Annotated in this window: 23 protein-coding genes; 5 read left to right on the top strand and 18 right to left on the bottom strand. The window is 66.5% G+C overall.

Features of this window, described 5'->3' with window-relative positions:
* Positions 1-21 precede the first annotated feature (21 nt).
* From AC1RRP_RS01580 to AC1RRP_RS01560, 5 genes are all read right to left on the bottom strand, one after another.
* Positions 22-495 (bottom strand): YeeE/YedE family protein, encoded by a 474-nt coding sequence (locus AC1RRP_RS01580; RefSeq protein ID WP_493032571.1) that lies wholly within the window; start codon positions 493-495, stop codon positions 22-24.
* A gap of 44 nt (positions 496-539) precedes the next feature.
* A complete protein-coding gene (locus AC1RRP_RS01575) occupies positions 540-1769 on the bottom strand; it encodes a diguanylate cyclase domain-containing protein (protein WP_493032570.1) in 1230 nt (409 codons plus the stop codon).
* Positions 1770-1864: 95 nt separating this feature from the next.
* A complete protein-coding gene (locus AC1RRP_RS01570; protein WP_493032569.1) occupies positions 1865-3067 on the bottom strand; it encodes a hypothetical protein in 1203 nt (400 codons plus the stop codon).
* Positions 3068-3218: 151 nt separating this feature from the next.
* Entirely contained in the window at positions 3219-4427 is a 1209-nt protein-coding gene (locus AC1RRP_RS01565; RefSeq protein WP_493032568.1) for a hypothetical protein, read from the bottom strand.
* An 88-nt stretch (positions 4428-4515) separates the two neighbouring features.
* A complete protein-coding gene (locus AC1RRP_RS01560) occupies positions 4516-5124 on the bottom strand; it encodes a DUF938 domain-containing protein (RefSeq protein WP_493032567.1) in 609 nt (202 codons plus the stop codon).
* A gap of 187 nt (positions 5125-5311) precedes the next feature.
* Here AC1RRP_RS01560 and AC1RRP_RS01555 point away from each other — a divergent pair, with 187 nt between their 5' ends.
* Together AC1RRP_RS01555 and AC1RRP_RS01550 are read left to right on the top strand one after the other, a co-directional pair.
* Positions 5312-7000, top strand: coding sequence for a hypothetical protein (locus tag AC1RRP_RS01555; RefSeq protein WP_493032566.1), 1689 nt, complete (start codon positions 5312-5314; stop codon positions 6998-7000).
* An 80-nt stretch (positions 7001-7080) separates the two neighbouring features.
* Positions 7081-7755 (top strand): SOS response-associated peptidase, encoded by a 675-nt coding sequence (locus AC1RRP_RS01550; RefSeq protein ID WP_493032565.1) that lies wholly within the window; start codon positions 7081-7083, stop codon positions 7753-7755.
* Positions 7756-7783: 28 nt separating this feature from the next.
* On the opposite strand, the gene AC1RRP_RS01545 is transcribed toward AC1RRP_RS01550, so the two are convergent.
* The 6 genes from AC1RRP_RS01545 to AC1RRP_RS01520 all read right to left on the bottom strand — a co-directional run bounded on the left by AC1RRP_RS01545 (position 7784) and on the right by AC1RRP_RS01520 (position 13187).
* A complete protein-coding gene (locus AC1RRP_RS01545) occupies positions 7784-8032 on the bottom strand; it encodes a hypothetical protein (protein ID WP_493032564.1) in 249 nt (82 codons plus the stop codon).
* 29 nt (positions 8033-8061) lie between these two features.
* The gene (locus AC1RRP_RS01540; protein ID WP_493032563.1) at positions 8062-8304 is read right to left on the bottom strand and encodes a hypothetical protein; all 243 of its coding nucleotides are present in this window, start codon (positions 8302-8304) and stop codon (positions 8062-8064) included.
* Positions 8305-8307: 3 nt separating this feature from the next.
* Positions 8308-9477, bottom strand: a complete 1170-nt coding sequence (locus AC1RRP_RS01535; RefSeq protein WP_493032562.1) for a GGDEF domain-containing protein — start codon at positions 9475-9477, stop codon at positions 8308-8310.
* Positions 9478-9563: 86 nt separating this feature from the next.
* Positions 9564-10769, bottom strand: coding sequence for a GGDEF domain-containing protein (locus AC1RRP_RS01530; protein WP_493032560.1), 1206 nt, complete (start codon positions 10767-10769; stop codon positions 9564-9566).
* A gap of 112 nt (positions 10770-10881) precedes the next feature.
* Complete coding sequence (locus tag AC1RRP_RS01525; RefSeq protein ID WP_493032559.1) at positions 10882-12759, bottom strand: MORN repeat-containing protein; 1878 nt, start codon at positions 12757-12759, stop codon at positions 10882-10884.
* Positions 12760-12860: 101 nt separating this feature from the next.
* Positions 12861-13187, bottom strand: coding sequence for a hypothetical protein (locus AC1RRP_RS01520; protein ID WP_493032558.1), 327 nt, complete (start codon positions 13185-13187; stop codon positions 12861-12863).
* A gap of 220 nt (positions 13188-13407) precedes the next feature.
* Here AC1RRP_RS01520 and AC1RRP_RS01515 point away from each other — a divergent pair, with 220 nt between their 5' ends.
* Positions 13408-13953: a hypothetical protein gene (locus tag AC1RRP_RS01515; RefSeq protein ID WP_493032556.1), complete on the top strand. Its 546-nt coding sequence runs from the start codon at positions 13408-13410 to the stop codon at positions 13951-13953.
* A gap of 30 nt (positions 13954-13983) precedes the next feature.
* Here AC1RRP_RS01515 and AC1RRP_RS01510 read toward each other — a convergent pair whose 3' ends face one another.
* The 7 genes from AC1RRP_RS01510 to AC1RRP_RS01480 all read right to left on the bottom strand — a co-directional run bounded on the left by AC1RRP_RS01510 (position 13984) and on the right by AC1RRP_RS01480 (position 20716).
* Positions 13984-14403 (bottom strand): OsmC family protein, encoded by a 420-nt coding sequence (locus AC1RRP_RS01510; protein WP_493032554.1) that lies wholly within the window; start codon positions 14401-14403, stop codon positions 13984-13986.
* A gap of 55 nt (positions 14404-14458) precedes the next feature.
* The gene (locus tag AC1RRP_RS01505) at positions 14459-14875 is read right to left on the bottom strand and encodes a hypothetical protein (protein ID WP_493032552.1); all 417 of its coding nucleotides are present in this window, start codon (positions 14873-14875) and stop codon (positions 14459-14461) included.
* Positions 14876-14882: 7 nt separating this feature from the next.
* Entirely contained in the window at positions 14883-15503 is a 621-nt protein-coding gene (locus AC1RRP_RS01500; protein WP_493032550.1) for a nucleotidyltransferase domain-containing protein, read from the bottom strand.
* A 41-nt stretch (positions 15504-15544) separates the two neighbouring features.
* Complete coding sequence (locus AC1RRP_RS01495; RefSeq protein ID WP_493032548.1) at positions 15545-15826, bottom strand: DUF427 domain-containing protein; 282 nt, start codon at positions 15824-15826, stop codon at positions 15545-15547.
* A gap of 22 nt (positions 15827-15848) precedes the next feature.
* On the bottom strand, positions 15849-17450 hold the full coding sequence (locus tag AC1RRP_RS01490) for a hypothetical protein (RefSeq protein ID WP_493032546.1): 1602 nt from the start codon (positions 17448-17450) through the stop codon (positions 15849-15851).
* Complete coding sequence (locus AC1RRP_RS01485; protein ID WP_493032544.1) at positions 17447-18487, bottom strand: protein kinase domain-containing protein; 1041 nt, start codon at positions 18485-18487, stop codon at positions 17447-17449. The genes AC1RRP_RS01490 and AC1RRP_RS01485 overlap by 4 nt, the downstream gene beginning before the upstream one ends.
* A gap of 141 nt (positions 18488-18628) precedes the next feature.
* Complete coding sequence (locus tag AC1RRP_RS01480; protein WP_493032542.1) at positions 18629-20716, bottom strand: glutamine--tRNA ligase; 2088 nt, start codon at positions 20714-20716, stop codon at positions 18629-18631.
* Positions 20717-20786: 70 nt separating this feature from the next.
* On the opposite strand from AC1RRP_RS01480, the gene AC1RRP_RS01475 reads away from it, so the two are divergent.
* Together AC1RRP_RS01475 and AC1RRP_RS01470 are read left to right on the top strand one after the other, a co-directional pair.
* Positions 20787-21884: a DUF2157 domain-containing protein gene (locus tag AC1RRP_RS01475; protein WP_493032541.1), complete on the top strand. Its 1098-nt coding sequence runs from the start codon at positions 20787-20789 to the stop codon at positions 21882-21884.
* Positions 21885-21983: 99 nt separating this feature from the next.
* Positions 21984-24944: a hypothetical protein gene (locus AC1RRP_RS01470; RefSeq protein ID WP_493032539.1), complete on the top strand. Its 2961-nt coding sequence runs from the start codon at positions 21984-21986 to the stop codon at positions 24942-24944.
* Positions 24945-24948: the final 4 nt, after the last annotated feature.

Raw genomic sequence — 24948 nt, 5'->3', positions numbered from 1 at the left:
CTTCGGGCGGCCGTGCGGCGCTCATGCCAACCACCTCGCGGCCAGGTTCGCCGTCAGGAAGGCCGTGGCCATGAAGGTCAGCACCGCGCCCAGCGAAGGCAGCTGCAGCGAGCCCAGGCCGCAGATGCCGTGGCCCGAGGTGCAACCATTGCCCAGGCGTGCGCCGTAGCCCACGAAGAAGCCGCCCAACGCCAGCTGCCAGGCTGGCACCTGCGTGCCCTGCGCGGCACCGCCGGCAAAACCCAGCCACCACACCAGCGCCCCGACGATCAGCCCGGCCGCGTAGACCAGGCGCCAGCCGCGGCTGTCCACGAAACGTGGTTGCTGGAAAAACGGCCGGCGCACCAGGTAGGACCAGCTGCTGGAAAACACCGTGCTCATGCCACCGATGCGACCGGTGAAGAGGAAGAGCAGGGCCGTGCCCAGCCCGATCAGCAGGCCGCCCAGCAGGTAGTGCTGCCAGCCCAGGGGGAAGAGGGTGGTGAGGAGGTTCATGGCACGGCATTATCCGCGCCGCGGCCCGTGCGGCCTGCCGCCTCCTACCAGGCGGTGTCGATCGCGTCCTGTGACGGGCGCACCGAAGGCGGCGAGGAGACGTTGCCGCCGTCCGAGCCCAGGGACAGGCGCTCGGCCTCGTTGAGCATGTCCAGCGGCACGGCATCGCCGGGCTGCTCCAGCGTGACGATGCCCATGCCCAGTTGCGGCAGGTAGTCGTGCCGGCTCTGGTCGCGGCCCACCACCATCAGCGGGCGGCCCACCGTGACCCGCAGCCGCGCGATCGTCTCGTTGACGAATTCATGGCGCGAGTCGGTGGAGATCACCACCACGAAGCAGCGCGGGTGGTACAGGCCCACCACGCAGCGAAAGCCCGCCGCGCGGCGGATGCGCGCGGCCATCGCGGCCAGGATCTGGTGTTCCACGCCGTGGCCGGCCGCCTGGCCCAGCTCGTAGAGGTTGCGCAGGTGCAGGCATACCACGGTGCAGGTGCCGTGCAGGCGCGCCGTGCGCCAGAAGGCGTGCTCGACCTCGGACAGCAACAGCGAGCCGGTGGGCAGGCCGGTGGCCGGGTCGGCGCCGACCTGCAGGCGCGACAGCCGGGTGAGCTGGCGCTGCTGGCGGTTGCGCACGAAGACCAGCACGCTGCAGGCCAGGAAATACGCCACGGCGATCGTCGCCGTGAAGATCCAGGTGCCCAGGCCGAAGCCGGGCACGTTGAGCCCGCGCAGGTACATGCCGGTCACCAGGGCGGCCAGCAGCACGCAGGCCAGCACCATCCAGCGCGCCAGCGGGTCACCCAGCGTGGCGGCGCGCAGCGTGGCCACCAGGCCCAGCACCGCAGCGGCCATGTTGACTGCGGCCGTGAGCAGCAGCAGCTGCCGGAATTCCTCGGGGCTGGCACCTGCCACCATGGCCGCCAGCAGCAGGGAGGCCAGGAACAGCACGCCGGCACCCCAGGTGGTGATGCGGTAGACCGTGCGGTCCTCGCGGCTGCCGCCGAGCCAGATGCCCAGGTAGTGCAGGGCCATGGCGCCGGCCAGCGGCCCCAGGCTGCCCTTGAGCAGTTGCAGCAGCCACTGCGGCAGGCCGGGCCACAGCACCTCGGGCAGGCCGCTCATCACCACGCAGCTCGCGCCGGCGATCACCACGAAGACCAGGTTGCGCAGCGAGCCACGCTTGCGGTTGAACAGCGCGTCGGCCATGGCCAGCGCAGAGAGGGTCAGCAGACCCCCGAGCATGGAAGACCAGACGGCGACTTCGGAAACGGGCATGCGGCATTATGAAGCGATGCCAGCGGGGTTTGACGAAATTTATTCCTCGTTTTCACGGGGATTTCCCCGGGGAGCCCAGGGGTTGCCGCTGCGGCCTACCAGGTCGTGTCGACGCGGTCGGCCGTCAGCGGCCGGCGGGCCTGGGCCATGGCCTCGTGCTCCACCGCGTCGATCACGTCCTGCGGCACGGAGTGGTCGGGCTGTACCGTGCGCATGGCCAGGCCCACCTGGGGTACGAAGGGCTGGCGCTGGTCCTTGCTGCCCACCACCTGCAGCGGCTGCGTCAACAGGCCCAGCAGGCGGGCGATGTAGCTCTCGTTGAAGGTGCGCTTGCGGTCGACGGAGAACACCACGATGAAACAGCGCGGGTGGTAGATGCCCACCACGCAGCGAAAGCCCGCCGCGCGACGGATGCGCGCGGCCGTGGCGGCCAGGATCTGGTTGTCGCTGGTGCGGCCCAGGGAGTCGCCCAGCTCGTACAGATTGCTCAGGTAGATGCCCACCACCACGCAATGACCGTGCAGCCGGCCGGTGCGCCAGAAGGCGTGTTCCACTTCGCTCAGCAGCTTGGCGCCGGTGGGCAGGCCGGTGGCCGGGTCCCAGCCCATCTCCAGGCGCGACAGCCGGATCAGCTGGCGCTGCTGGCGGTTGCGCACGACAATCAGCACCATCACGATCAGCAGGAACAACACCGCGCCGGCCGCGGTGAGGGCCTGCAGGCCCAGGCCGAAGCCCGGGACATGCAGGGCATGCAGGTACAGGCCGGCCATCAGGCAGGCCAGGATCAGGCAGGCCAGCACCAGCCAGCGCGCCAGCGGGTCGCCCAGCAGGGCGGCGCGCACGGCGATCACCGTGCACAACACCACTGCAATGGCGTTGAACCCTGCCGTCAGCATCAGCAGGCCGTGGAAGTCCTGGGGCGAGACCAGCGTGGCCAGCACCGCCATCACCATCGCTGCGATCAGCATGCCGTAGGCGCCCCAGACCGTGATGCGGTAGACCAGGTAGTCCTCACGGTCGCCGCCGGCCCAGATGCCCAGGAAGCGCAGGCCCAGTGCGCTGCTCAGCAGGCCAAAGCCCGCCTTGAGTGCCATCATGAGGCGTTCGGGCAGGCCGGGCAAAAGCGCTTCGGGCAGGCCGGAGAGGAAGATGCAGGCACTGCCGATCGCGAAGATCAGCAGCATGTTGCGCGCCGCGCCCAGGCTGCGTGTCACCACGGTGTCGGCGGCCGCCAGCAGGACCAGCGACAACACTCCGCCGGCCATGATGGCCCAGATGGTGTTCTCTGCCATATCCATGCCGCAATTATCCCTGTCCTGCCAGGGCGGCACGTGCGTGCAGTGTGACGAAGTTGGCAGGAAGCAACGATTTGCTTGCTACAAAAAAAGAAGCGCGCCAGCAGAGCCGGGACGGGGCTTCGCGCCGGATACCCCGGTGCGTGTCCGGTGACTACAGCGCGGCGTTGTCTGTGGTGGACAGGCTGTCGCTGGGCCGGGTGACAATATTGTCTTCCGAGCGGCCATGCCGCAGGGGCGGGCCCAGGGCCTGGCGCTCGGCCTCGTCGATGGTCGCCATGAGATGGGCGCCTCGTGGATCGAGTGTGACGACACCGACACCTACCCGGGGCCAGAAATCCTGATGCGTGCCGTCCTTGCTGGTCACGGTCACGCGCTCGGCGGCCAGGCTGCGCAGCCGCGCCACGGTCAGCCCGACGTACTGGCGGCGCTTGTCTGCGGAGATCACCACGACAAAGCAGCGCGATTGGTAGAGCCCCACGATGCAGCGGAACCCGGCGGCGCGACGGATGCGGGCCGCCATGGTCGCCAGGATCTGCGGCTCCACGAGACGGCCTTCGGTTTCGCCGAGCCCATACAGATTGTTCAGGCGCAGGCAGACCACCGTGCATTCGCCGTTCAGGCGGGCCGTGCGCCAGAAGGCGTGTGCCACCTCCGACAGCAGCACGGAGCCGGTGGGCAGGCCCGTGGCCGGATCGCTCCCCGTGGGCAGCATGGCCAGGCGTTCGAGTTCGCGGGTTTTGCGGATGCGCTTGATGACCACCACCGAACCGACCAGAAAGTAGGCCACCGTGCACATCGCCGTCAGGATCCAGGTGCCCAGGCCGAAGCCTTCCAGTTCCACGCTGCGCACCCACAGCCCCAGCACCTCCAGGGTCAGGCAGAGGCCGGCCAGCACCACCCAGGGTGCCAGCGGGTCGCCCAGCAGCGCCGCGCGCACCGAGGTCGCCAGGCCCAGCATCACGGCGATCACCGTGATGACCGCGGTGGCGTTCAGCAGCTGATGGAAATGCGCGACGGGCGTCAGCGGCACCAGCAGGCCCAGCACCAGCGCGGCCGCCAGCATGAGGCCCGAGCCCCAGTGCGTGATGCGGTGGGTGACCGGGTCCACCTCCGGGCCGCCCAGCCAGATGCCCAGATAGTGCAGCACCAGGGCAGCGCTCAGCGGACCGGTGCAGACCTTGAGCAGGTCCATGGCGCCCTGTGGTGCCCCGTGAAAGAGCGCTTCGGGCAGGCCGGTGCGCATCATGGCGCTGGCCCCGGTGACGACCACAAAGATCAGATACCGCACGGAATTGATGTTGCGCGTGGCCAGGGCATTGACCACGGCGATCGCCGCCAGGGTCAACAACCCCCCCAGCATGGAAGACCAGACGACAAATTCCGTGATGTCCGCGGGTGCATTATCAGACGGTGCGCTTACGACGAACGGACGCGCCGTCGCGCAGGGCTCAGGCCATTCGGGTCCACACCAGCAGCAGGTTGTTGGCCGGCATGGCGTGGCGCGCGGCCAGTTGCAGGCCGGCGGCGCGGGCCACGCTTTCCACGTCCTCGCGCCGGCGGATACCCCAGTCCGTGTTTTCGGCGCGCAGCGCGGCGTCGAACCTGAGGTTGCCCTCTGCGGTGGGCACCTCGTCTTCCAGGTAGGGCCCGTAGGTCACCAGGTGCCCGCCCTCGGCGAGATGCCCGGCCGCGCCGCGCATCAGGCCCGCGCAGCACGCCCAGGGCGCGATGTGCAGCATGTTGGCGCAGTAGATCAGGTCATGGTGCTCGTGCCCGGTGGGCCAGGAACCGCTCAGCACGTTGAGCAGCTGCGGCGGCTGCACGTTGACCAGCCGCGCTTCGCCGATGCGCACCATGATGTCCGGAAAGAGATCGGCCGACATGTCCGTGGGCTGCCAGGTCCACTGCGGCAGGTTGGCCGCGAACCAGGCCACGTGCTGCCCCGTGCCGCAGGCAATCTCCAGCGCGCGGCCCTGTGCGGGCAGCAGCGTGCGCAGCACTTCCAGGATGGGTTGCTTGTTGCGCTCGGCGGGCGCGCTGAAGGCGAGTTCGTTCATGCCATGTTTGTACCGCAGCTTCGCACTCCAGACCACATGCCGCATACGCGATCGTCTCCCATGAACATGGGGGACCCCCATGTTCATGGGGTAGCAAAAGCCCCAACGCTTCCTAGAGTGAAACCAGCGCATGGAAGAGGAGCCGTGCAGCGCATCGCCCCACACATCACATCAAGGAGATCTTTCCATGCACACCGTCAAGATACTGATCGTCACCGATGGCGGTGGCGGCTACCAGCGCCCCACCGCCATCCCGCCACCTGGCAGCACCGCCTTCCACCTGGGCGAATTCGTCCAGGTTCTGCAGGACACCGACTGGGTGGGCTTCAACCTGCAGATCACCAAGGCCCATCGCCGCAACCCGCCGGGGATTGGCGCCGATGTGGTCGACCTCCGGTTCGATACGCACGACCTCTCGCAGTACGACGAGATCCTGCTCTTTGCCATCGAGCGCGACGACACCGTCGCCAATCGCGCCACGGCGGCCGAGGTGCAGGCCATCTCCAACTTCATGGACGCGGGCGGCGGGGTCTTCGCCACTGGCGACCACGAAGACCTGGGCGCCGGCCTGTGCCGCGAGATCCCGCGGGTGCGCAACATGCGCCGCTGGTATTACGACACGGCACCGGCCGGTTTCCCGGTGGCGCCCTCGGGCAGCTCGGCCGACCGGCACGACACCACGCGCCAGGGCTTCGACGCGCTCTACCAGTTCAGCGACCAGTCCGACACCATTGCCCAGGAGATCACTCCGCGGCTCTACTTCGGCGGCAGCAACCGCTACTTCCACTGGCGCTACCCGCACCCGCTGTTGTGCAGCCCGCACGGCGTGGTGCGCCACCTGCCCGATCACCCGCACGAAGGCCAGTGCGAGGTGCCGGCCAATCTGGGCCTCACCGTCCTGGGCCAGGACGAATACCCCGTGCTGCCCGGCAGCAGCACGCGCCTGGCGCCCGAAGTCGTGGCCACCGGTCGTGTCATCGGCGGGCACAAGCTGCTCGACAACGGCGGGGGCGAGGTCAAGCCCACGGTCAACGAGAAGACCTTTGGTGTCATCGGCGCCTATGACGGCCATCGCATCGTGCGCGGAAGCGCCCGCCTGGGTCGCGTGGTGGTCGACTCCACCTGGCACCACTTCTTCAACATCAACCTGATGGGCGCACAGACCGCCGGCATCGACGGCTCGGGCGGCGACGCCGTGAAGGAGCGCGGCTTCTACGCACCGCTCAACCCGGGGCAGGCCGACCACTACCGGATGATCAGGCACTACTTCCGCAACATCGTCTACTGGCTGATCCCGGCCGGCCGTTACCGCTGGATTTTCGAGGCCTTCGGCCGCTTCGTCGCCTCGCCCTTCTTCTACGAGGAGTTCCGCTTCCCCTTCCGCGACCCTGCGCAGATCCCGATCCGCATCCACTTCGCCCTGGCGCAGCTCGCCGAGCAATACTTTGCCTCGGTGCACGGCGCCTGCTCGGTGCCCCTGTTCGTGGGCGTGCTCTGGCGCGAGATCCCGCCGCTGCGCCCGGTCTGGGACAAGCTCCAGCCCCTGCTCGATCCCTGGCAGCCCGAGCCGCCCCAGCCCAGGCCGGGCCCGGACCCGCTGCCCTGGGCCGCTGGCGGCCCCACCCCGCAGGATCTGATGCGCTTGCTGCTGGGCATCACCGTCGCCACCGCCGTGCTGGCGCAGCGCGAGCTCGACGGCAGCAAGGTCAGGGACCTCATGGCCAGACGCGCCGAACTCTTCGAGACGCTGCTGCCCAAGGTGGCCGACCACGCCATCGGCGAATTCCGCGAGGCCCTCAAGGCCCAGAAGAAGGAACAGGGCCAGCACCTTGAGGCGATGGACGCCTTGATGGGCGTGGCCGGCAAGCGCGGCTGAAGCCCGCCGCAGCCCGGTCGGGTGCCCCGGGCTGCGTGCGCTGCGCAAGGTATTGCGCCGCCGTGCGATAGCATGGGCCCATGAGAGTCCAATACGAGAGCGTTCAAAGCGCTGCGCTGTACCCCGATGTTTTCCGTGTGGCCGCGCCCACCGCCCCCGTGGAGCGGCAGGTGTGGCCGCGCAAACCCGGGGTGTTCATCCGCCTGGCGCAAGCCGGCGAAACGGGCGCCGAGGCGGCTCCCGCGGTGCGCGAGCTGGTGGCCGGGCAGCTGGGCCTGGTGCCGCGCTGGGTCAAGTCGGCCTCGGACGCCAAGTTGCGCTCGACCAAGCTGGACGTGGCGCGCTCGGAGATCGTCACCACCTCCAACAACTTCCGCGAGGCCTGGCTGGCCGGCCAGTTTTGCATCGTGCCCATGATGGCCTTCCTGGAGGACGACTGGCGCAGCGGCAAGGCCGTGCCTACCCGCATCGCCCGCGTGGACGGCCAACCCATGGGCGTGGCGGGCCTGTGGGAGCGCTGGGTGGGGGCGGACGGTGAGGCCATCGTCAGCTACACCCTGCTCACGGTGAACGCCAACAGCCACGCGCTGATGCACCGCTACCAGCAGCCCGGCAGCGAAAAACGCATGCCGGCCATCCTGAACGAAGGTGCGTATGAGGCCTGGCTCGCCGCGCGCCCCGAGAAGGCCAGGGAATTCATGCGGGTCTATCCGGCCACCGCGCTGACGGCCAACCCGGTCGAGAAAATCCGCTGAGCGCCCTGCCCGCCCAGGGGCCGGTGCCTCAGTGCGTCACGAACTCGTAGACGATCTCTTCGCTCTCCACCATGTCCAGCACGTCGTTGAGCACGTCGTCGCTCTCCGTGCTGCTCCAGGTCTCCTCGGGGTCGCTGGCAAACAGCGGCTCGATGGCCAGGTCCATGAACTGGCCGTTGGGCAGCTTCAGCACCGGCGTGCCTTCGGAGGTCTGGACCAGCTCCCAGTCGGCGGGCACGGTCATCTCCAGATTGATCTGGACCTTGAGTTTTTTCATGGTGTTTCCTTGTGATTCAGGCGCTGAGGTTACCCCAGGGGCATGACACCCAGCCCGGCGCTCACCTCGGCGGCGTCCGGCCTGACAAAGGGGGTGTTGTGCTTGCCGGTGAGCGGGCCGCCCCCGGGGATCACCTGGCCCGTCGCGTCGAACCCGATGGCCTTGAATTTCCAGACCGCACCGATGTGCTTGAGGTAGCCCAGGTGCGTGCCGTCGGGCCCGTGCACGCTGCGCACGTCGGGGTTCACCGGGCGCAGGGTGAGGGCCGTCACGCTTCAGCCCGCCTGTGTCTCGGCGGACACCATGTGGCCGCGGCCGGCGTGCTTGGCGCCGTAGAGCGCCGCATCGGCGCGGGCCATCAGCGACTCCAGCGAATCGTGCCGGTCGCGGCACAGCGCATGGCCGGTGCTGAAGTCCAGGTTGAAGCGGATGGCCTGCGGTGCGGCCTTGGCCAGTTCGGCGCGCAGGCGCCGGTCAAAGGCCTGGGCGGCCGCGGTGTCGGCATGCGCCAGCAGCACACAGAACTCCTCGCCGCCCAGGCGCGCGTTCACGTCGCCCGCACGCTGGCACTGCCTGAGCAGGCCGCCGAAGAACACCAGCGCCCCGTCGCCGGCCTCGTGGCCGTAGGTGTCGTTGATGCGCTTGAAGTGGTCCAGGTCGATCATCAGCAGCGACAGCGGATAGCCGTGGCGCTGCGCATAACGCAGGGCCCGGTCCGCCTGCTCGGCCCAGCCGTTGCGGTTGAGCAGGCCCGTGAGCGCATCGGTGACCACCAGCGTGCGCAGCTGGTGCTGAGCTTCTTCACGCCAGGCCGCCAGGATGGCGATGTTGATCAGCACCAGCGTCACGTTGGCCGCCACCAGCGCCGTCAGGTTGACGGCCGTGGGCGCGCGGAAAAAGGGATAGAGCTCGGTGAACCAGGCGCCCAGGATGCCGCGCAGCGCGGTGAGCACGGCCATCAGCCCGACGCAGGCGAACAGCAGGAAACGCCAGTTGCCCTGGCCGGCCCCGCGGTTCACCGGCAGCAGGGCGGCGCGCGCCAGGATCAGCAACTGCCCCGCGATCAGCAGATTGGCCCAGCCCACGCGCACCGGGTAGCTGCCGAAACTCAGCGCGTAGCCCAGGGGCGTGGCCAGCACCAGCACCAGCAGCAAGCGGCCCAGCGGGCGCGGCCCCAGCCAGTCGGCCAGGGCGCGATAGACCAGCCAGTTGCTGAAGCTCAGCAGGCCCATGGCCACGCTGGAGAGCAGCCGGTCGGGCCACTGCTCGCGCCAGAAGCCGGCCAGGATCAGCGCCAGCCAGGCGGCCCCGTTGACCATCAGGGAGGCGCGTGCGTTGCGCGCGGCCGGGCTCAGGTTCTGCCCCATGACCAGGGGCAGGGCCAGTGACATCGCCAGCAGGTTGGCGACGTTCAGAAAAATCAGGGTGGTGGGATCGAGCTGCACGGACGTCGAAAGATGTGTGGCAGGTGCATTTTATGCCGCGGCCTGTGACCGGCCAGACCCGCCGGGCGGCCGCTTCCCGGCGTCTCTCAGGTCGTGGCCGCTCCGGGCGCCACGTCGACCGGCGACATCGGGGCCCGCTCGGCTGAGACCATCTGGCTGCGGCCGGCGTACTTGGCGCGGTAGAGCGCCGCATCCGCGCGCGCCGTGAGCGACTCCAGCGTCTCGTCCCGGCCGGTGCCCAGCGCATGGCCGGTGCTGAAGTCCAGCGCGGCGCGCAGTGCCTCGGGCACCGTGCGGCCCAGCTCCATGCGCAGGCGTTGGTCGAAAGCCTGGGCGGCCGCCGTGTCGGCATGCGCCAACAGCACGCAGAACTCCTCGCCGCCCAGGCGCGCGGTCACGTCGCCGCCGCGCTGGCAGCGCCGCAGCAGGGCGCCGAAGAACACCAGCGCCGCGTCGCCGGCCTCGTGGCCCTGCGTGTCGTTGATGCGCTTGAAGTGGTCCAGGTCGATCATCATCAGCGACAGCGGGTACCCGTGGCGCCGCGCGTAGCGCAGGGCGCGGTCGGCCTGCTCGGCCCAGCCGTTGCGGTTCAGCAGGCCCGTGAGCGCATCCGTGACCACCAGGGTGCGCAGCTGGTGCTGCGCCTCCTCGCGCCAGGCTCCCAGGATGGCGATATTGCCCAGCACCAGCGTCACATTGGTGGCCACCAGCATCAGCAGCAGCAGGGGCGAGGGGGTGTGGAAGGAGGGGCTGAGTTCGGGGTTGAACACGCCCAGGATGCCACGCGTGGCCGTCAGCACGGCCATCACGCCCAGGCAGCCCAGCATCAGGAAACGCCAGCCGCCCTCGCTGTTGCTGTCCGGCGCGGGCAGCAGCACGGCACGCGCCAGGATCAGCAGCTGCCCCGTCAGCAGCAGGCTGAACCAGCCCACGCGCACGGGGTAGTTGTCGAAGTTCAGCGCAAAACCGATGGGCATGAGCACGGCCAGCGCCACCAGCAGCCGGCCCAGCGGGCGCGGCCCCAGCCAATGGTCGAGCGCCCGGAAGATCAGCACATTGCTCAGCCCCATGAGCGCCAGCGCCAGGGTGGACAGCAGCCGGTCGGGCCACAGGCCCGACCAGCGGCTGGTCAGGGCCAGCGCCACCCAGATCCCGGCCTTGACCATGAGCGAGGTGCGGGCCAGTCGCGCGGCCGGACTCAGGTTCTGCCCCATGACCAGGGGCAGGGCCAGCGACATCGCCAACAGGTTGACGACGTTCAGGAAAATCAGGGTGGCGGGGTCGAGTGACAAGGGCAGATCGCGGGGCGGCAGGTCCGAGGCGACCGCCAGTTTAGTCGACAATCCGTACACAGATGTGCATGCATACCACCCGGGCTATGGGCCGGGCAGCCGGTGCCGGCCCTCAGTTGCAGGCGCCGCACTTGTTCGGGTCGACCCGCAGCGCGCTGGCCGTGCCCTTCATGCGGCGGCACGACTCCTGGCGCTCGGCCTCGTAGCCGTTGAAGTTGAATTTGCGCTGCACGCAGGCGTTGCTGGAGGCCAGCACGCAGAACGTGTCGAGCTGCGAGTCGCCATAAGGCCGCGCGTTGGCATTGGCTTCCTGCTGGCAGGCCAGCTCGCCCGCGTCGAAGGTGGCCTTGGGCACGCCGCCCTTCATGGCGCCGCCGCTGCCGGCCCCGCCGCTGTTCGAGCCACCGCCCGCGCTGCCGCCGCCGGCCACGCTCTGCTGGAAGTTGGACACGCCGCTTTGTCCGGCCATGCTGTCCTGCAGGGCGCCCGTGATCACCCGGGCCTGCTGCTCCGGGGACAGCTTGTCGAGCCCGCCGATGGCCGCCCCGCCCAGCAGCGCGGCCGCCTTGCCCCACTGGAAACCCGAGGACTCCTGGCGTTGCGGCTGCGGGGCCTGGGCCTGCTGCTGCGCGGCCGCGTCGGCGCGCTTGCCGTTGACCCAGTTGCCGGCGTAGCGGGTGCCGTCCTTGTAGGTCATGACGCCGTAGCCGGTCTCCTCGCCGTTTTCGTATTGGCCTTCGTAGCGCTGGCCGCTGGGCCAGGTGTAGACGCCCTGCCCGGAGAGCTTGTCGTTCGCGTAGCCGCCCACGTAACGGTGGCCGCTGGCATAGACCATCACCCCCTGGCCGTGGCGCTTGTCCGCGACGTAATCGCCCTCGTAGCGGTCGCCGCTGGCCGCGACAAAGACGCCCTTGCCGTGGTACTTGTTGTCGACCACGTCGCCCTCGTAGCGCTGGCCGCTGGGCCAGGTGAAGACGGCCTTGCCGGTCCGCTTGCCGTTGAGGTAGTCGCCCTCGTAGCGCATGCCGTTGGGGTGGACCACCACGGCCTTGCCGTGGAACTGGTCCGCGAAGAAGTCGCCCTGGTAGTTCGTGCCGTCGGCCCAGGTGAAGACACCCTTGCCCTGCTTCTGCCCGTTGAAGAAATCGCCCTCGTAGCGGTTGCCCGAGGCATAGGCCACGCTGCCGCGGCCGGTCTTTTTGGCGTTCACGAACTCCAGGTCCACCGGCGTGCGTTCGCCGCTGGCGCTGATGCGCGTGCCCTGGCTGGCAATGTCGTTCACGAAGCGGCCCTCGAAGCGCGAGCCATCGGCATACTGCAGCACCCCGTTGCCCTCGCGCTTGCTTGCGACGAACTCGCCCGTGTAACGCTCGCCGTTGGCCAGGACCATCACGCCCTGGCCCTGGTACTGGCTGTTGACGTAGTCGCCTTCGTAACGCTGGCCGTTGGGCCAGACCTGCAGGCCCTTGCCGTGGCGCTGGTCCGCGACGAAATCGCCCTGGTAGCGGATGCCGTCGGCCCAGGTGTAGACGCCCTTGCCCTGGTAGCGGTTGTCGAAGAAATCGCCCTCGTAGCGGTTGCCGCTGGCCAGGGTCTGTATGCCCTTGCCCTGGCGCTTGCCGGCGGCGAAATCGCCTTCGTAGCGGGCGCCGTCTTTCCAGACGAACACGCCCTTGCCGGAGCGCAGGCTCGCGGCGAAATCGCCCTCGTAGCGGTCGCCGCTGGCCAGGGTCAGCACGCCCTTGCCCTGCATCTGGCCCTGGACGAAATCGCCCTCGTAGCGTTGCCCGCTGGTCCAGGTCATCACGCCGGTGCCCTGGGGCTTGCCGTTGGCCATGCTGCCTTCGTAGCGTATGCCGGCATCCCAGACATAGATGCCCTGGCCCGTGGCCGCGTCGAAAGAAAGCAGCTTGTCGGCCCTGGCCGGGCTGGCGGCCAGGACGGTGAAAAGCGAGGCGAGGCCGATCAGGACGGAAAGACGCAGGCGCATGGGTGGGCTCACGAGGTGGTGGAGAAGACGTGGGAATCACTATAAGCGAGCCCCCGGCCCGGCCGGCGTGACAAAAGCACGGCTTGTGCGCCCGGTGAGGCTCAGGCCTGCCAGACCCCGAAGCCGGCCGAGCGCAGGTCGATGCCGATCTCGATCTCCTTGTCCACGGCGTCGTCGTAGCGCATGGGGTTGAAGCCCTCGTACAGGTCGGGCAGCAGGCGCAGGCCGTACTTCGTCACATAGCGGTTGGCCTGGATGCCGGCCTTGTGCTTGTCGAAACGCACGTCCGGGTCCAGGCCCGTCATGCCGACGTAGACACAGGGCTGGCCGTCCACGTAGTTGGGGTTGTTCTTCCTGAACCTGGCCTCGTAGAGCACGTCCCGGGACAGCTCGATGACGTAGACGTGGTAGTGGGGGCGGCGGGGCATGGTGGGCGGGCGGTGGCGTCACGCCATTATTGATGGTGGCGCAAGACGGGGTGCCGTCGCGCGCCGCCTTCGTTTTACGGGCGGGTTTCCAGGTGCCGCGCCAAAGCGGTAATAGTTCGCGCCGTTATTGCGGCGATGTGTGAACTACGCCCACGCAGGGGGATGCCAGATGCACACGGCCTGCCCATACTGGGGCCATCGTTTTCTGGAGGAGCACACCATGAAGTCAGCCGCCCTGTTTGTAGTCCTGACCGCGCTGGCCGCAGGCGGCGCGGCGTGGTCCGATACCCCCCGCCAGAACCAGGCGGTCGTGAGCGGCCAGGTGGCGGCCGAAACCCGCGCGGCCCAGCGCCAGGCGCTGGAGCAGCAGGACGAAGCCCGCTACCGGCTTTGCGACGCGCAGCGCGTCGACAACCCCAGCACCCGCAGCATCGACTTCAGCCCCGCCGGCCGCCGCTGCCTGATCGATGCGCTGGGCCAGGCCGCCTCCGTGCAGGGCACGCTGGTGCTGTTGCGCAATGCCTCGGCCAGCCTGCGCAAGACCCCCGAAGACCAGGCCCTGCGCACGGCCGCGCTGCGCGCCGTGGCGCGCGCCCGCGTGCAGCTGGCCGCCGACCTCATGAGCCTGGGCGCGCGTTTCCGGGACGAAGCCGCCGCACTGGACCTGGCCGAGTTCTCCATTCACCTGCCGCAGCTGCATGACGAGCAGCAGCAGTGGCGGCTGCAGACCTACTCGACGGCCGGGCGCCAGGCGGCCCAGGATTAAGCCGGCGCAGGACGCGCGGGCCGCGCCGGCCTATTTGCGGCGCAGGGTGCCGGCCAGGTCGGTGCCCGGGGACACGGTGTTGAAGACCGTGCCGTACTTCTTCACGTTCTCGTGCAGCAAGGCCAGGCGCTGCGCGCTCTCGTCCGTGTCCACGATGATCTCGTAGCGGATGCTTTCCATCCTGGGTGGCACGTCCTGCCGCACCCCGTCCACCAGCACTTCCACCCCGCGTAGCTGGAACTTCAGGATGGGCACCACCCGCTCGATGCCCTTGACCATGCAGGCCGACAGTGCGGCCAGCAACAGCTCTGCGGGGTTGAAGGCTTCGGGGTTGCCAGCCAGGTCCGTGTCCAGCGCGATCTCGGCGTTCTTGCAGACGGCGCGGCTGCTGTGCGCGTCCACGCGGCGGGTTTCCACGTGGAAGGTCATCTTGGCGAGGGTGGGGGTCATGGTTCTGCTTTCAGCTTGATGACGCAGGCGTGATGGTGGGAGTGGCGGGCCAGGATCAGCCGGCAGCGAGCGCGTCGGCCACTCGCTGCGTGGCGGTCACCAAGTCGCTGACCAGGCGCTCGTCCACATCCAGCAGGCCTTCGTATTCGCCCAGGTTGCGGCGGTTGTGGCACAGGTCCAGCACGCGCCAGACTTCGGGCCCCAGCCCCAGCGTGTGCGGCAGCACCTGGAAGACGATGTAGCGGTTGCTTGCGCGAAAGCCCTGCATGCGCAGCGCGGCGAGGCACAGCGCGTGGGCCGCGTTGTAGGCCAGGTCAAACCGGCTTTCGAGCGACAAGCTGGTGTTGCGCGCGTCGTGCAGCCGCGCTTTGCCGGTGCGCAGCAGCCCGGCCAGTTCCTGCGCGTCCGGTGGCTCGGTCTTGAGCGCCTTGCCGGGGCCGCTCAGATTTTCCAGGGGTGTCGGGGGACCCATGGTGCGCTCACGCCTCCTTGCCGATCAGCCAGATCTTGGGTTGTTTCATGACCCGTGTGATGAAGGCATTGTCACGCAGACGGCGTGCCTTGAAATCGGCCGGGGTGTACAGGCTGGGGTTGACCGTGCGGCCCAGGGTCTGGCTTGCGGGCTCCAGCGCGGCCAATGCCTCGCCGTAGCCCAGGTCCTTGCTCACAATGAGCAGGTCCACATCGCTGTTTGCCGTGTCTTCCTGTTTGGCGATCGAACCGAAGACAAAGGCTTGCTCTATCTGCGGTGCCAGCGGCGTCAGGGCCGCACGCAGCACATCGGCCAGGCCCATGGTCTTGAGGACCAGGCCGCGCAGCTCCGCATAAACCGGCGCCGCTGCATTGGCCTGGTAGTGCTTCTGGTTGCCCTGCTTGTGCACCGTCAACACGCCGGCGGCGGCCAGGTCCGCCAGTTCGCGCTGCACCGCGCCCGCGCCCGACTGCGCCAAGGCGATCACCTCATTGGTGTAGTAGCTGCGGTCCGGCGTGCTGAACAGCACGGCCAGCACACGCTGGCGCACCTTGGGGAACAAGGCGTCGGCCATGCGGCTGGCGGGCTGCGGGGTGACTTGATTCGTACCCATTTTGGGTTCGATCATACCCATTTTGGGTTTATTTGCAAGCCTGCCGCAAGGGCGGCTCACTCCTCGATCTTCACGCCCTTCCAGAAGGCCACGCGGCCCTGGACCAGGTGGGCTTCGGGCTTGGGCTCGTGGTAGAACCACACGGCCTCGGGCAGCATGTCGCCGTTGACCATGAGGCTGTAGTAATGCGCCTCGCCCTTCCAGGGGCAGGTGGTCTTGTGGTTGCTGAAGGTCACGTACTCGCGCTTGAGCGTGTGCGCGGGGAAGTAGTGGTTGCCTTCCACCATGACGGTGTCGTCACTCTCGGCGATGACGGTGTTGTTCCAGGTGGCTTTCATAAATGAAAATTCGGTAGTGTGTTCAGACTTTTCCCAAAGGGAAGTGCTTTTCGAAAATCAACAAGTTCTTTTGTTGGTCATAGTGCCACTTGCGAGGTGCAGCTTGCCTTACGGCTGGCGCGGTGTCTTTTGCTTCCGTTCGGGTAAGCCGCAAAAAGATGGATTGAGCAATCCGGGATCTGGATTCCTCGACTTCTTGTTTTGCCCGAGCATGCAAAGCGTCTGCGCTAGCTGCATTGGTCAGTCGGGCGAAATAAGCATGAAAGCATGCTGCGGAGGCCGCCTCTTCAATTCGCCTTTGCTTGCGATACAGTTGCGTCGCTGTTTCATATAGCTGTGCGCCGAGCACATGTTCATTTCTAAGATATGCAAGCATCCCCAAGTTTGCCAGCGTATGAGGGCTAAGTGCCTTTCTCTCAAGCGCAGCAATTTTTCTGATTATTCTTTCAGCGTTTTCTAGATCACCTTGAGCGCCAGTAGAGAACGCAAGATTGTTTAGTAGCATCGCGTTTTCGGGCTCGGAAATGAGTCCTTGACGCGCGTAGTTGCTTGCATCGGTGAAGTTGCCCGATATTCCGGCAATAAACGAAGCTCCAATCATTGGGCGTGATGCAAAGGGTTCGTCAATATGCCAATTCAAGGCATTGGCAAGTGCCCCCTCGAATTGATCGTTAAGAAGCGAGTGGTAATAGCCGGCTTCGGAGGAAATTGGGTTTTGTAGCCACTCTTCCGGAAGATCAGGTTCTAGATTCAATTGTTTTGATGCCCATTGAACTTGGGCCAAAACGTTTTCGTTTGGTTCCACTAAAGAAATGTTGAACAACCTGCGCGCTTCTTTGTTGTACCCGGCTTCAAGTTCAAGTGTGGCAAGAGATCCCGCAAGTTCAGTTATCTCGTGCGGAGCATATGCGTCAGACGCGACGATTTTCTTTGCTTTCTTTACGAAGCGAGAAGTCTTCCCGAGTATCGAACTGATAGCTAGATGTCCTGCCATCAGCCAAGGATCCTTCTCCGTGCGTGCGGTTTGATCAAGCACTGAAAGGGCGATATCGGGTTCTCGCGCATGTAAAAAAAAGCGCGAAGTCCCTCTGAGAATGGTTCTATTTTGTGGGCTAAGGGCGTGAGCAGTTTGAACTGCCTGCTTCGCTGAAAGCGTATTGCCCGCCGCTGCGTGCAATCTCCCTAGGTCTAGCCATGAGAGGGAGTCTCGCGGAAATCTGCTAAGCCAGCGTCGTGTGTCATGTATGGCTGCGTGAACCGGCTTATTGAGATCCAACGGTCCATGTAAGGATGCCTTGGTAATGTCTCCCGTGTGGATCGCTTCGGCAAGACGGCGTAAGCCAATTGGAACGATGCTCTGGCTGTTCAATACGTAGCCGGCCACAATCCTCAGCTTTTCGTTATCTGGCTGTGAGAGCCCGAAGCGAAGTGCATCGGCGGCCAAACCAATCGAAGGCTCTGCCTCAAATTCCGATGCTACTTTCTTGAGCTGGTCTAGATCCGCATCGCTGAGGCTGTTTTCTCGTTTGAGTAGAGAGTCGGAGTCGTTTTTGAGAAAACGAATTCCTGGGTCGGTCGACTTTGTCCATTGCGGCACAACTCGTCTTTGCCAGGAGATAGTCATATCAACGCTCGGTGTGGAAATTTTCCAGCAATGGCGGCTTGTCTGCTCAGCTTGTCGAACAAAGAGACATAACGCTCCAAGCCAATAGGTCTACCAGTGGCTTGCCGACTCTTGGGGTGACCGCGGTCGTATGGCGATGGATGTGCAAGTTGGTAGAAGGCTTCTCCAAGTTCCGCTCTGCAATAAGCAGGTATGTGACTCTCAACGTAACTGCGAACTCGCGTCATAGCCTGGTCGACATAAGGGAGGACGTCTTCATAGCTTCCTGCCCACGGTGCAACGGTCGCGCTGCGCTGCCATTTAGGCGGTAGCAGGTGTTCTGGCAACGCTTGTTGTAGCAACGAAGTTGTCCCCTGAAGGGTGAAAAAGAAGGCAATCATGCTGCCAAGCATGTATGCATCTGTAGCGTATCGACGATCTAAATAGTCAGGCGGCGTGTGTCCGTAGGCGAACTCAGGGGGGCAGTATGTTGGATCTCCAGGGAATAGTTCTCCATCAAGCGGGCCTTGTTTCCCTTGCACTGAGGCTCTTCCAAGATCGGCGACCTTGTGTTGACCTTCGGGGAATTGCAGGATGTTCGAAGGCTTCAGATCTTGATGTGCGATTCCAGCGCTATGCAACTGTTGCAAAGCCGTTGCGATGTTGTGTAGGACTCGCAATCGCGTAGTTGTATCTTCAGGGGATGGGACTCCGAAAGCCTTTCGGACGTCAGGCCCACCGAGTTCGAATATGAAAATGTGGACACGATTGACTGCTTTGGCGATCGGGTCCTTTGACTCGGTTTCAAGGTCAACCACACCCGATTCAAGGAGTCGAACCACTCGCGATAGGTTCCGGTCGGCGCATTCCTGTAAGACAGCGCCTTCAAACTGGATCATGTCAATCACGAACCGGATAGCGTCGAGTTGCTTGTCTGGCTCCGCCATCAAAGCGCGTGTCAGATCCATTGCTTTGAGGAAAGCTTTTTCGCTCCCTCGCTCAACGATATAGCCTACCGAAAAATTCCCCCCGGTCTCACTGTCGGCTTTTCGCAGCATGGAAGTTACCTTCCACCCGTCGCCTACCGTACGCCCGGTCAATTGATCTCTTGGCGTTGTCATGGCATCTCCCTGAGAAATCATTCTGGCGAGCACGGAGCGTGCTCAAGCTCCGCCATCACCAACCGTCTAAGGCCGAATTTATTTCCCCCAACTATCCTTCAAACCGGTGACCCGGTTGAAGACGGGCTTACCCTTGGTGTGGTCCTTCCGGTCCGCCACAAAGTAACCATGCCGTTCGAACTGGAACTTGTCGTCCGCCGCGGCCTGGGCCAGTGAAGGCTCCACATAGGCGGTGACGGTCTTCAGGCTGTCCGGGTTCAGGCTGGCCAGGAAGTCCTTGCCGCCCGCATCGGGTTGCGGGTCGGTGAACAGGCGGTCGTACAGGCGCACTTCGGCGGCCACGCCGTCGGCCACGGCCACCCAGGTGATGGCGGCCTTGGCCTTCACGCTGTCGGCGCCCGGGGTGCCGCTCTTGGTGCCGGGGATGACCTTGGCCTGCACTTCGGTCACCTGGCCCGCGGCATCGCGTTGGCAGCCGGTGCACTCGATCACGTAGCCGCCCTTGAGGCGCACCACGTTGCCAGTGAACAAACGCTTGTAGCCCTTGGGCGGCACTTCCTCGAAATCCTCGCGTTCGATCCACACTTCACGGCCGATAAGGAAACGGCGCGGCGCGGGGGCGACCTGACCTTCTTCCACGTGGGGCAGGGCGGGCAGGCTGCATTCCTCGGTGTAGTCGGCGCTGCCAAAGGCTTCGGCCCAGTTGGTCAAGACGAGTTTCACCGGGTCCAGCACGGCCATGCCGCGGTGGGCCTTGCTCTCCAGGTCTTCGCGCAGGCAGCCGTCGAGCGTGGCGTAGTCGATCCAGCTGTAGTCCTTGGTCACGCCGATGCGTTCGGCAAACATCTGGATGCTCTGGGGCGTGTAACCGCGGCGGCGCAGGCCGACTATTGTTGGCAAACGCGGGTCGTCCCAGCCGCTCACGTGCTTTTCGTTCACCAGCTGGGCCAGCTTGCGTTTGCTGGTGATGACGTAGGTGAGGTTGAGGCGCGCAAACTCGTGCTGGTGCGGCAGCAGGAAGACGTTGGGGCGCTGGCCGTCCAGGGCGTGGGCCAACAGGGGGGTGAACTGCGCGGTTTCCTTCTTGAGCAGGGCGAAGAAGGCGGGCAGGTCGGTCAGCACGGCATCACGGTTGTGTTCCCACTTGGCGAAGAGGGCGCGCATTTTGCCCTCGGCCTCGCTGGCAAATAGCTTGTCGGCGCGGTTGTGGCAGTGCAGGGCAAATTCCTTCTGCGCCTCCAGGCCCTGGGCTTCGATCTTGTCGATCAAGGCTTTCGCCTGTTCAAACTGCGGCGTGCGCAGGATGGGGGCGATGCGCTCCAGCAGCCAGTCGTAGAAGGGGCGCTGGTCTTCGAACTCCAGCGTGCAGATGCTGTGGGTGATGTACTCCAGCGCGTCCTCGATGGGGTGGGCGAAGGTGTACATGGGGTAGATGCACCAGGTGTCGCCCGTGTTGTGGTGGGTGGCCCGGCGGATGCGGTAGATGGCCGGGTCGCGCAGGTTGATGTTGGGGCTGGCCATGCTGATCCTGGCGCGCAGCACGGCGGCGCCGTCCGCAAGCTTGCCGTCGCGCATCTCGCGGAAGCGGGCCAGGTTCTCGGCCGGCGTGCGGGCGCGGTAGGGGCTGTCCTTGCCGGGGGTGTTGAAGTCGCCGCGGTTGGCGCGCATCTCCTCGGGCGTCTGCTCGTCCACATAGGCGTGGCCGGTTTCGATCAGGTACTCGGCGGCGCGGTACATGAAGTCGAAGTAGTTGCTGGCGTAGTAGAGGTGGCTGTCGCCATGCGCGTCCCACGAGAAGCCCAGCCATTTCACCGCGTCGGTGATGGAGTCGACGTACTCCTGCTCTTCCTTCTCGGGGTTGGTGTCGTCGAAGCGCATATGGCAGACGCCGCCGTAATCGCGCGCCAGGCCGAAGTTCAGGCAGATGCTCTTGGCGTGGCCCACGTGCAGGTAGCCGTTGGGTTCGGGCGGGAAGCGGGTGCGGATGCGGGCCGGGTCGGCCACGCTGCCGGGGGCCTGGGCGTGTTCGGTGGCGGTGCCGGGCTTGTGGCCCCACTGGCGGCCGCTGTAGGTGCCGGCGGCGAGGTCGTGTTCGATGATCTGGCGCAGGAAGTTGCTGGCCTTGGCGGGGGCTTCTTTGTTCTCGGGGGTGCTGGGCTTGCTCATGCAGCCATTTTAGATGCCGCTCCCCGGGGCGCGCGGGCTTGCTACCATGGGCGCCACAGGAGGGCTCGTCATGTCCGAGGAAGCGCACAACGTCAGCGTCACCGTCTCTCAGGCCGTTCTGCAAGCTGCCGTGCACGAGGGCTTGATCACCGGCCAGCAGTCCCGGCAGCTCTGGGCGCGCTGGGAGCAGCAGGCCCGGCCGCCGGCTGCGGCGCCCGCCGGGCTGGCCCCGGGGCCGCGTTTCGGCTTCACCAATGTGCTGTATTACTTTGGCGGGATGGTGGCCATCGGCGCCATGACGCTGTTCATGACGCTGGGCTGGCAGCAGTTCGGCGACTGGGGCTTGCTGGCCATTGCCCTGGCCTATCTGGTGGCCTGCCTGCTGGTGGCCGATACCTTGAAGGGCCGGGGGCTGACCACGCCGGCGGGCATCCTGGCCACGCTGGCGGTCTGCCTGGTGCCGCTGGCGCTGTGGGCGCTGCAAAGCGGCCTGGGGATGTGGCCGCCGGGCGGTCCCTCCAATTACCGGGCCTATCACACGCACATTGACTGGCGCTGGCTGACGCTGGAGTTCGGCACCCTGGCCGCCGGGGTGGTGATGCTGTGGCGCTACCGCCTGCCTTTCATGGTGATGCCCATCGCGGTGACGGTCTGGTACATGTACATGGACGTGGCCAGCCTGCTGATGCAGCAGGCCGGTTTTGAATTCAGGTTCATGCGCGACATGTCCCTGGTCTTCGGCATCGGCACCTGCCTGGTCGCCATGTGGGTGGATACGCGCAGCCGCCTGGCCCAGGCGGCCGAGTGGCGGCAGGACTACGCCTTCTGGCTCTACCTCTTTGGCGCCCTCATGTTCTGGGGCGGCCTGAGCCTGCAGAGCTCGGGCTCGGAGCTGGGCAAGGCGCTGTACGCGCTGATCAATGTGGGCCTGATTTTCGGGGGCGCGGCCATCGGGCGGCGGGTGTTCACCGTGCTGGGCGCCTTCGGGGTGGCGGGTTACCTGGGCTACCTGTCGCACCGCGTGTTCCAGAACAGCATGCTGTTTCCGTTTGCGCTCACGCTCCTGGGGCTGGCCGTGATTGCGCTGGGGATCTGGTGGCAGCGCCATGAGAGGCAGATCGAGGCCCGGCTCGGCGCCTGGCTGCCGGCGGGGCTGCGGCCGCGCTGAGCCCGTTCCGGGGTGGACAGGCTGCGCCGGCCTTGTTAGCATCCTGGCATGCTGCGCTTTTTATCAAATTTAACGGCGTGGGCTGCACTGGCAGCCTGCTTGGTCCAACCCGCCTGGGCGCAAAACACCGGGAACTGGGGCGGCCTGCCCAAGCGGCCGTTTCTTGCCATCGATGGCCAGGCGCATTCGGACGAGGCGTCCTACATCGTCCTGACGCCGGACGATCGGCGGGCCGTGACGGCGGCCTACGACGGCAGCGTGCGGGTGTGGGACGTGCAGTCCGGCGAGATGCTGCAGCGCTTTTTCCTGCCCAGGGGCGCGCCCATCAGCAACCTGCTGCGCGGGCTGGCCATGGCGCCAGACGGCCAGCGCATCGCGGTGACGGGCAACAACATGCGGCGCGCCATCGTCATCCTGTCGCTGCAGACGGGGCGGATCGAGCGTGTCATCACGGGCACGGAGAATTCGTCCATCCTGGCCTGGTCGCAGGACGGTCGTTTCCTGGCGGCGGGCAAACCGGGCGTCCGGCAGGGGGTGAGCGTCTACTCGGCGGCCGACGGCAAGGAGGTGTTCCGGGATGCGGACTTTCCCAGCGCGGTGACGGGCCTGGAGTTCCGCGCCGACGGTGCCTTCTATGCGGCCAGCTGGGACAACCGCGGCCAGACCGTCGTCAGGCTTTACAAGCCCGCCGCCGGAAGTTTTCGCGAGGCAGCGCGCAAGACGCCGCGTTGGGGTGACTACCGCAGCCACTGGGATGCCGCGGGCAAGACCATCCTGCTCGGAGCCCACACCCGCCTGGACGGCGAGACGCTGGAAGAAGTGACACACGCACTGAACCGCTCGGGCATGCCGCCCAACGTGGGTTTCTCCCGCGTGGTGCAGGCGCCCGAGGGCGGCCAATTCTTCGGCACGACCTGGTCCCTGCACAGCGGGCAGGGTTTCCTGCGCCGCTGGGCCGGCGCGCATATCGCCGACAAGACCGATCAGCTGCGCCTGCCGGATGCCAAGGTGGCTGATTTCGCCGTCACGCGCAAGGGCGAGGTGGTCTACCTGACGGATCAGGGCGCGGTGGCCATGGTAGACGCGGACTTCAAGCTGGCGTGGCGCGTGGCGGCCGACGTGGCCGACTTCCAGCGCCGCCCCATGGCGCTGAAGGTGACCGAATCGGGCCTGGTGTATCTGCCGGTGCCCGGCGACGACGGCAAACGCGACGTGGCCTTCAACCTGGCCGAGCCGGGCTACACCTCGGTGCAGCGCCTGAAAGTGTCGTGGAAAGAGCCCTCGGCCAGCGGCCGCGATGTCGGGGTGCTGGCCTGGGAGGGGACGGCGAACGCGACGGTCAATGGCGCGTCCCTGCCCCTGGTCGGCAAGACCGAACGCTCGCTGAGCGTGGCGGCGCACTCGACGGACGGGTCGGTGGCCGTGGGCACCAATTGGGAACGGCTCTACAGAGTCTCCGGCAAGGGCGAGCAGCTCTGGATGAAGTACCTGGGCTCGGATGTGCTGGCGGTGAACCACATCGAATCACGCGACCTGGTCGTGGCGGCGACGGCCAACGGCATGCTGTGGGTGTTCCGCTGGGCGACCGGGGAGCCGGTGATGTCCTACTACCTGCAGCCTGCCAGCAAACGCTGGATTGCCATCAGCAGCCAGGGCTACTACGAGGCCAGCGTGGGGGCCGAAGATTCGGCCGGCTGGATTCTGAACCCCACGGCAGCGCGCGCGGCAGACTTCATGCCCATGTCGCGTTTCCGCGGGACGCTGAGGCTGGAGGGGCTGGCCGGCAAGGCCTGGAGCCTGCGCAGCGAGCGGGAGGCCGTGGAGGGCCTGAAGCCGCTGCTGGCCCCGGCGCAGCCCGCGCCCGTCACGGCGACAGCGCCGGCGCCCGCTGCGGCGGTGGCCGCACCGCCTGCGCTGCCGGCCGCGCCCGAAGCTGCAGCGGTACAACCGGCACCGGAAACCCTGGTCATGTCGGCCTCGGCCGTGTCCCTGGAGGCCCTGCCGCCACGCATCGAGATCGTCGCGCCGGGTTACCAGGTGCGCTCCGACACCCGGCAGATCAGCATCCGCTTTCGCGTCATCTCGGCGCCGGAGGCGCCTGTGACCCAGGTGCGCACCCTGCTGGCCTCGGGCTCGAGCGCGCAGCGCAACCTGGCAGTGGGGGCGCGGCCCCAGGACAACGGCGAGCGCGAGGTGACGCTGGAGATCCCGCCCGAGGACACGGACATCCGGCTGATTGCGGAGAACCGTCACGGTGCGTCGGTGCCGACGGTGATCCGCGTCAATTACACCGGCCCCAAACCTGGCAGCGGCCAGGGCGACCTGTACGTGCTGGCCGCGGGGGTGTCGCGTTACGACAACCCGGACTACAACCTGGGCCTGGCGGCCAAGGATGCGCGCGACTTCGTGGACACGCTGCGCAAGCAGCGCGGTGCGCAGTACGGCGAGGTGCATGTGCGCCAGCTGCTGGACAAGGAGGCGTCGCGCCCGGCGCTCGAAGCCGGGCTGGAGTGGCTGCGACACAGCATGAAACCGCGCGACACGGCGATCGTCTTTCTGGCCGGGCACGGCTTCAACGAGGGGCCCACGTATTACTTCATGACCCGCGATGCGAACCTGCAGAACCTGTCCCAGACGGCGCTGCCGTTCACATCCTTGCGCTCCACGCTGACGGCGCTGCAGGGGCGGGTGATGCTGTTCGTGGACACCTGCCACTCGGGCAATGTGATCGGGCGCATGGCCACCCGCCAGGCGCGTGATTCGACTGGCGCGGTCAATGAGATGGCCAGTTCGGAAAACGGCCTGGTGGTCTTTGCCTCGTCCACGGGCGGGCAGTTCTCGCAGGAGAACGCGGATTGGGGGAACGGGGCCTTCACCAAGGCCGTGGTCGAGGGGCTGCAGGGCGCGGCCGACTTCAAGAAGCGCGGGCGCATCACCTACAAGGGGCTGGACGCCTACGTGTCGGACCGGGTGGATGAACTGACCCGCGGCGAACAGACCCCGGTGACGCCGGTGCTGGCCGGTGTGCCGGATTTCGTCATCGCGCTGTTCAGGCGCTAGGCGC

Source organism: Hylemonella sp. GW821-FHT12C09 (assembly GCF_058807395.1).
This window is presented reverse-complemented; position numbering and strand designations above follow the sequence as displayed.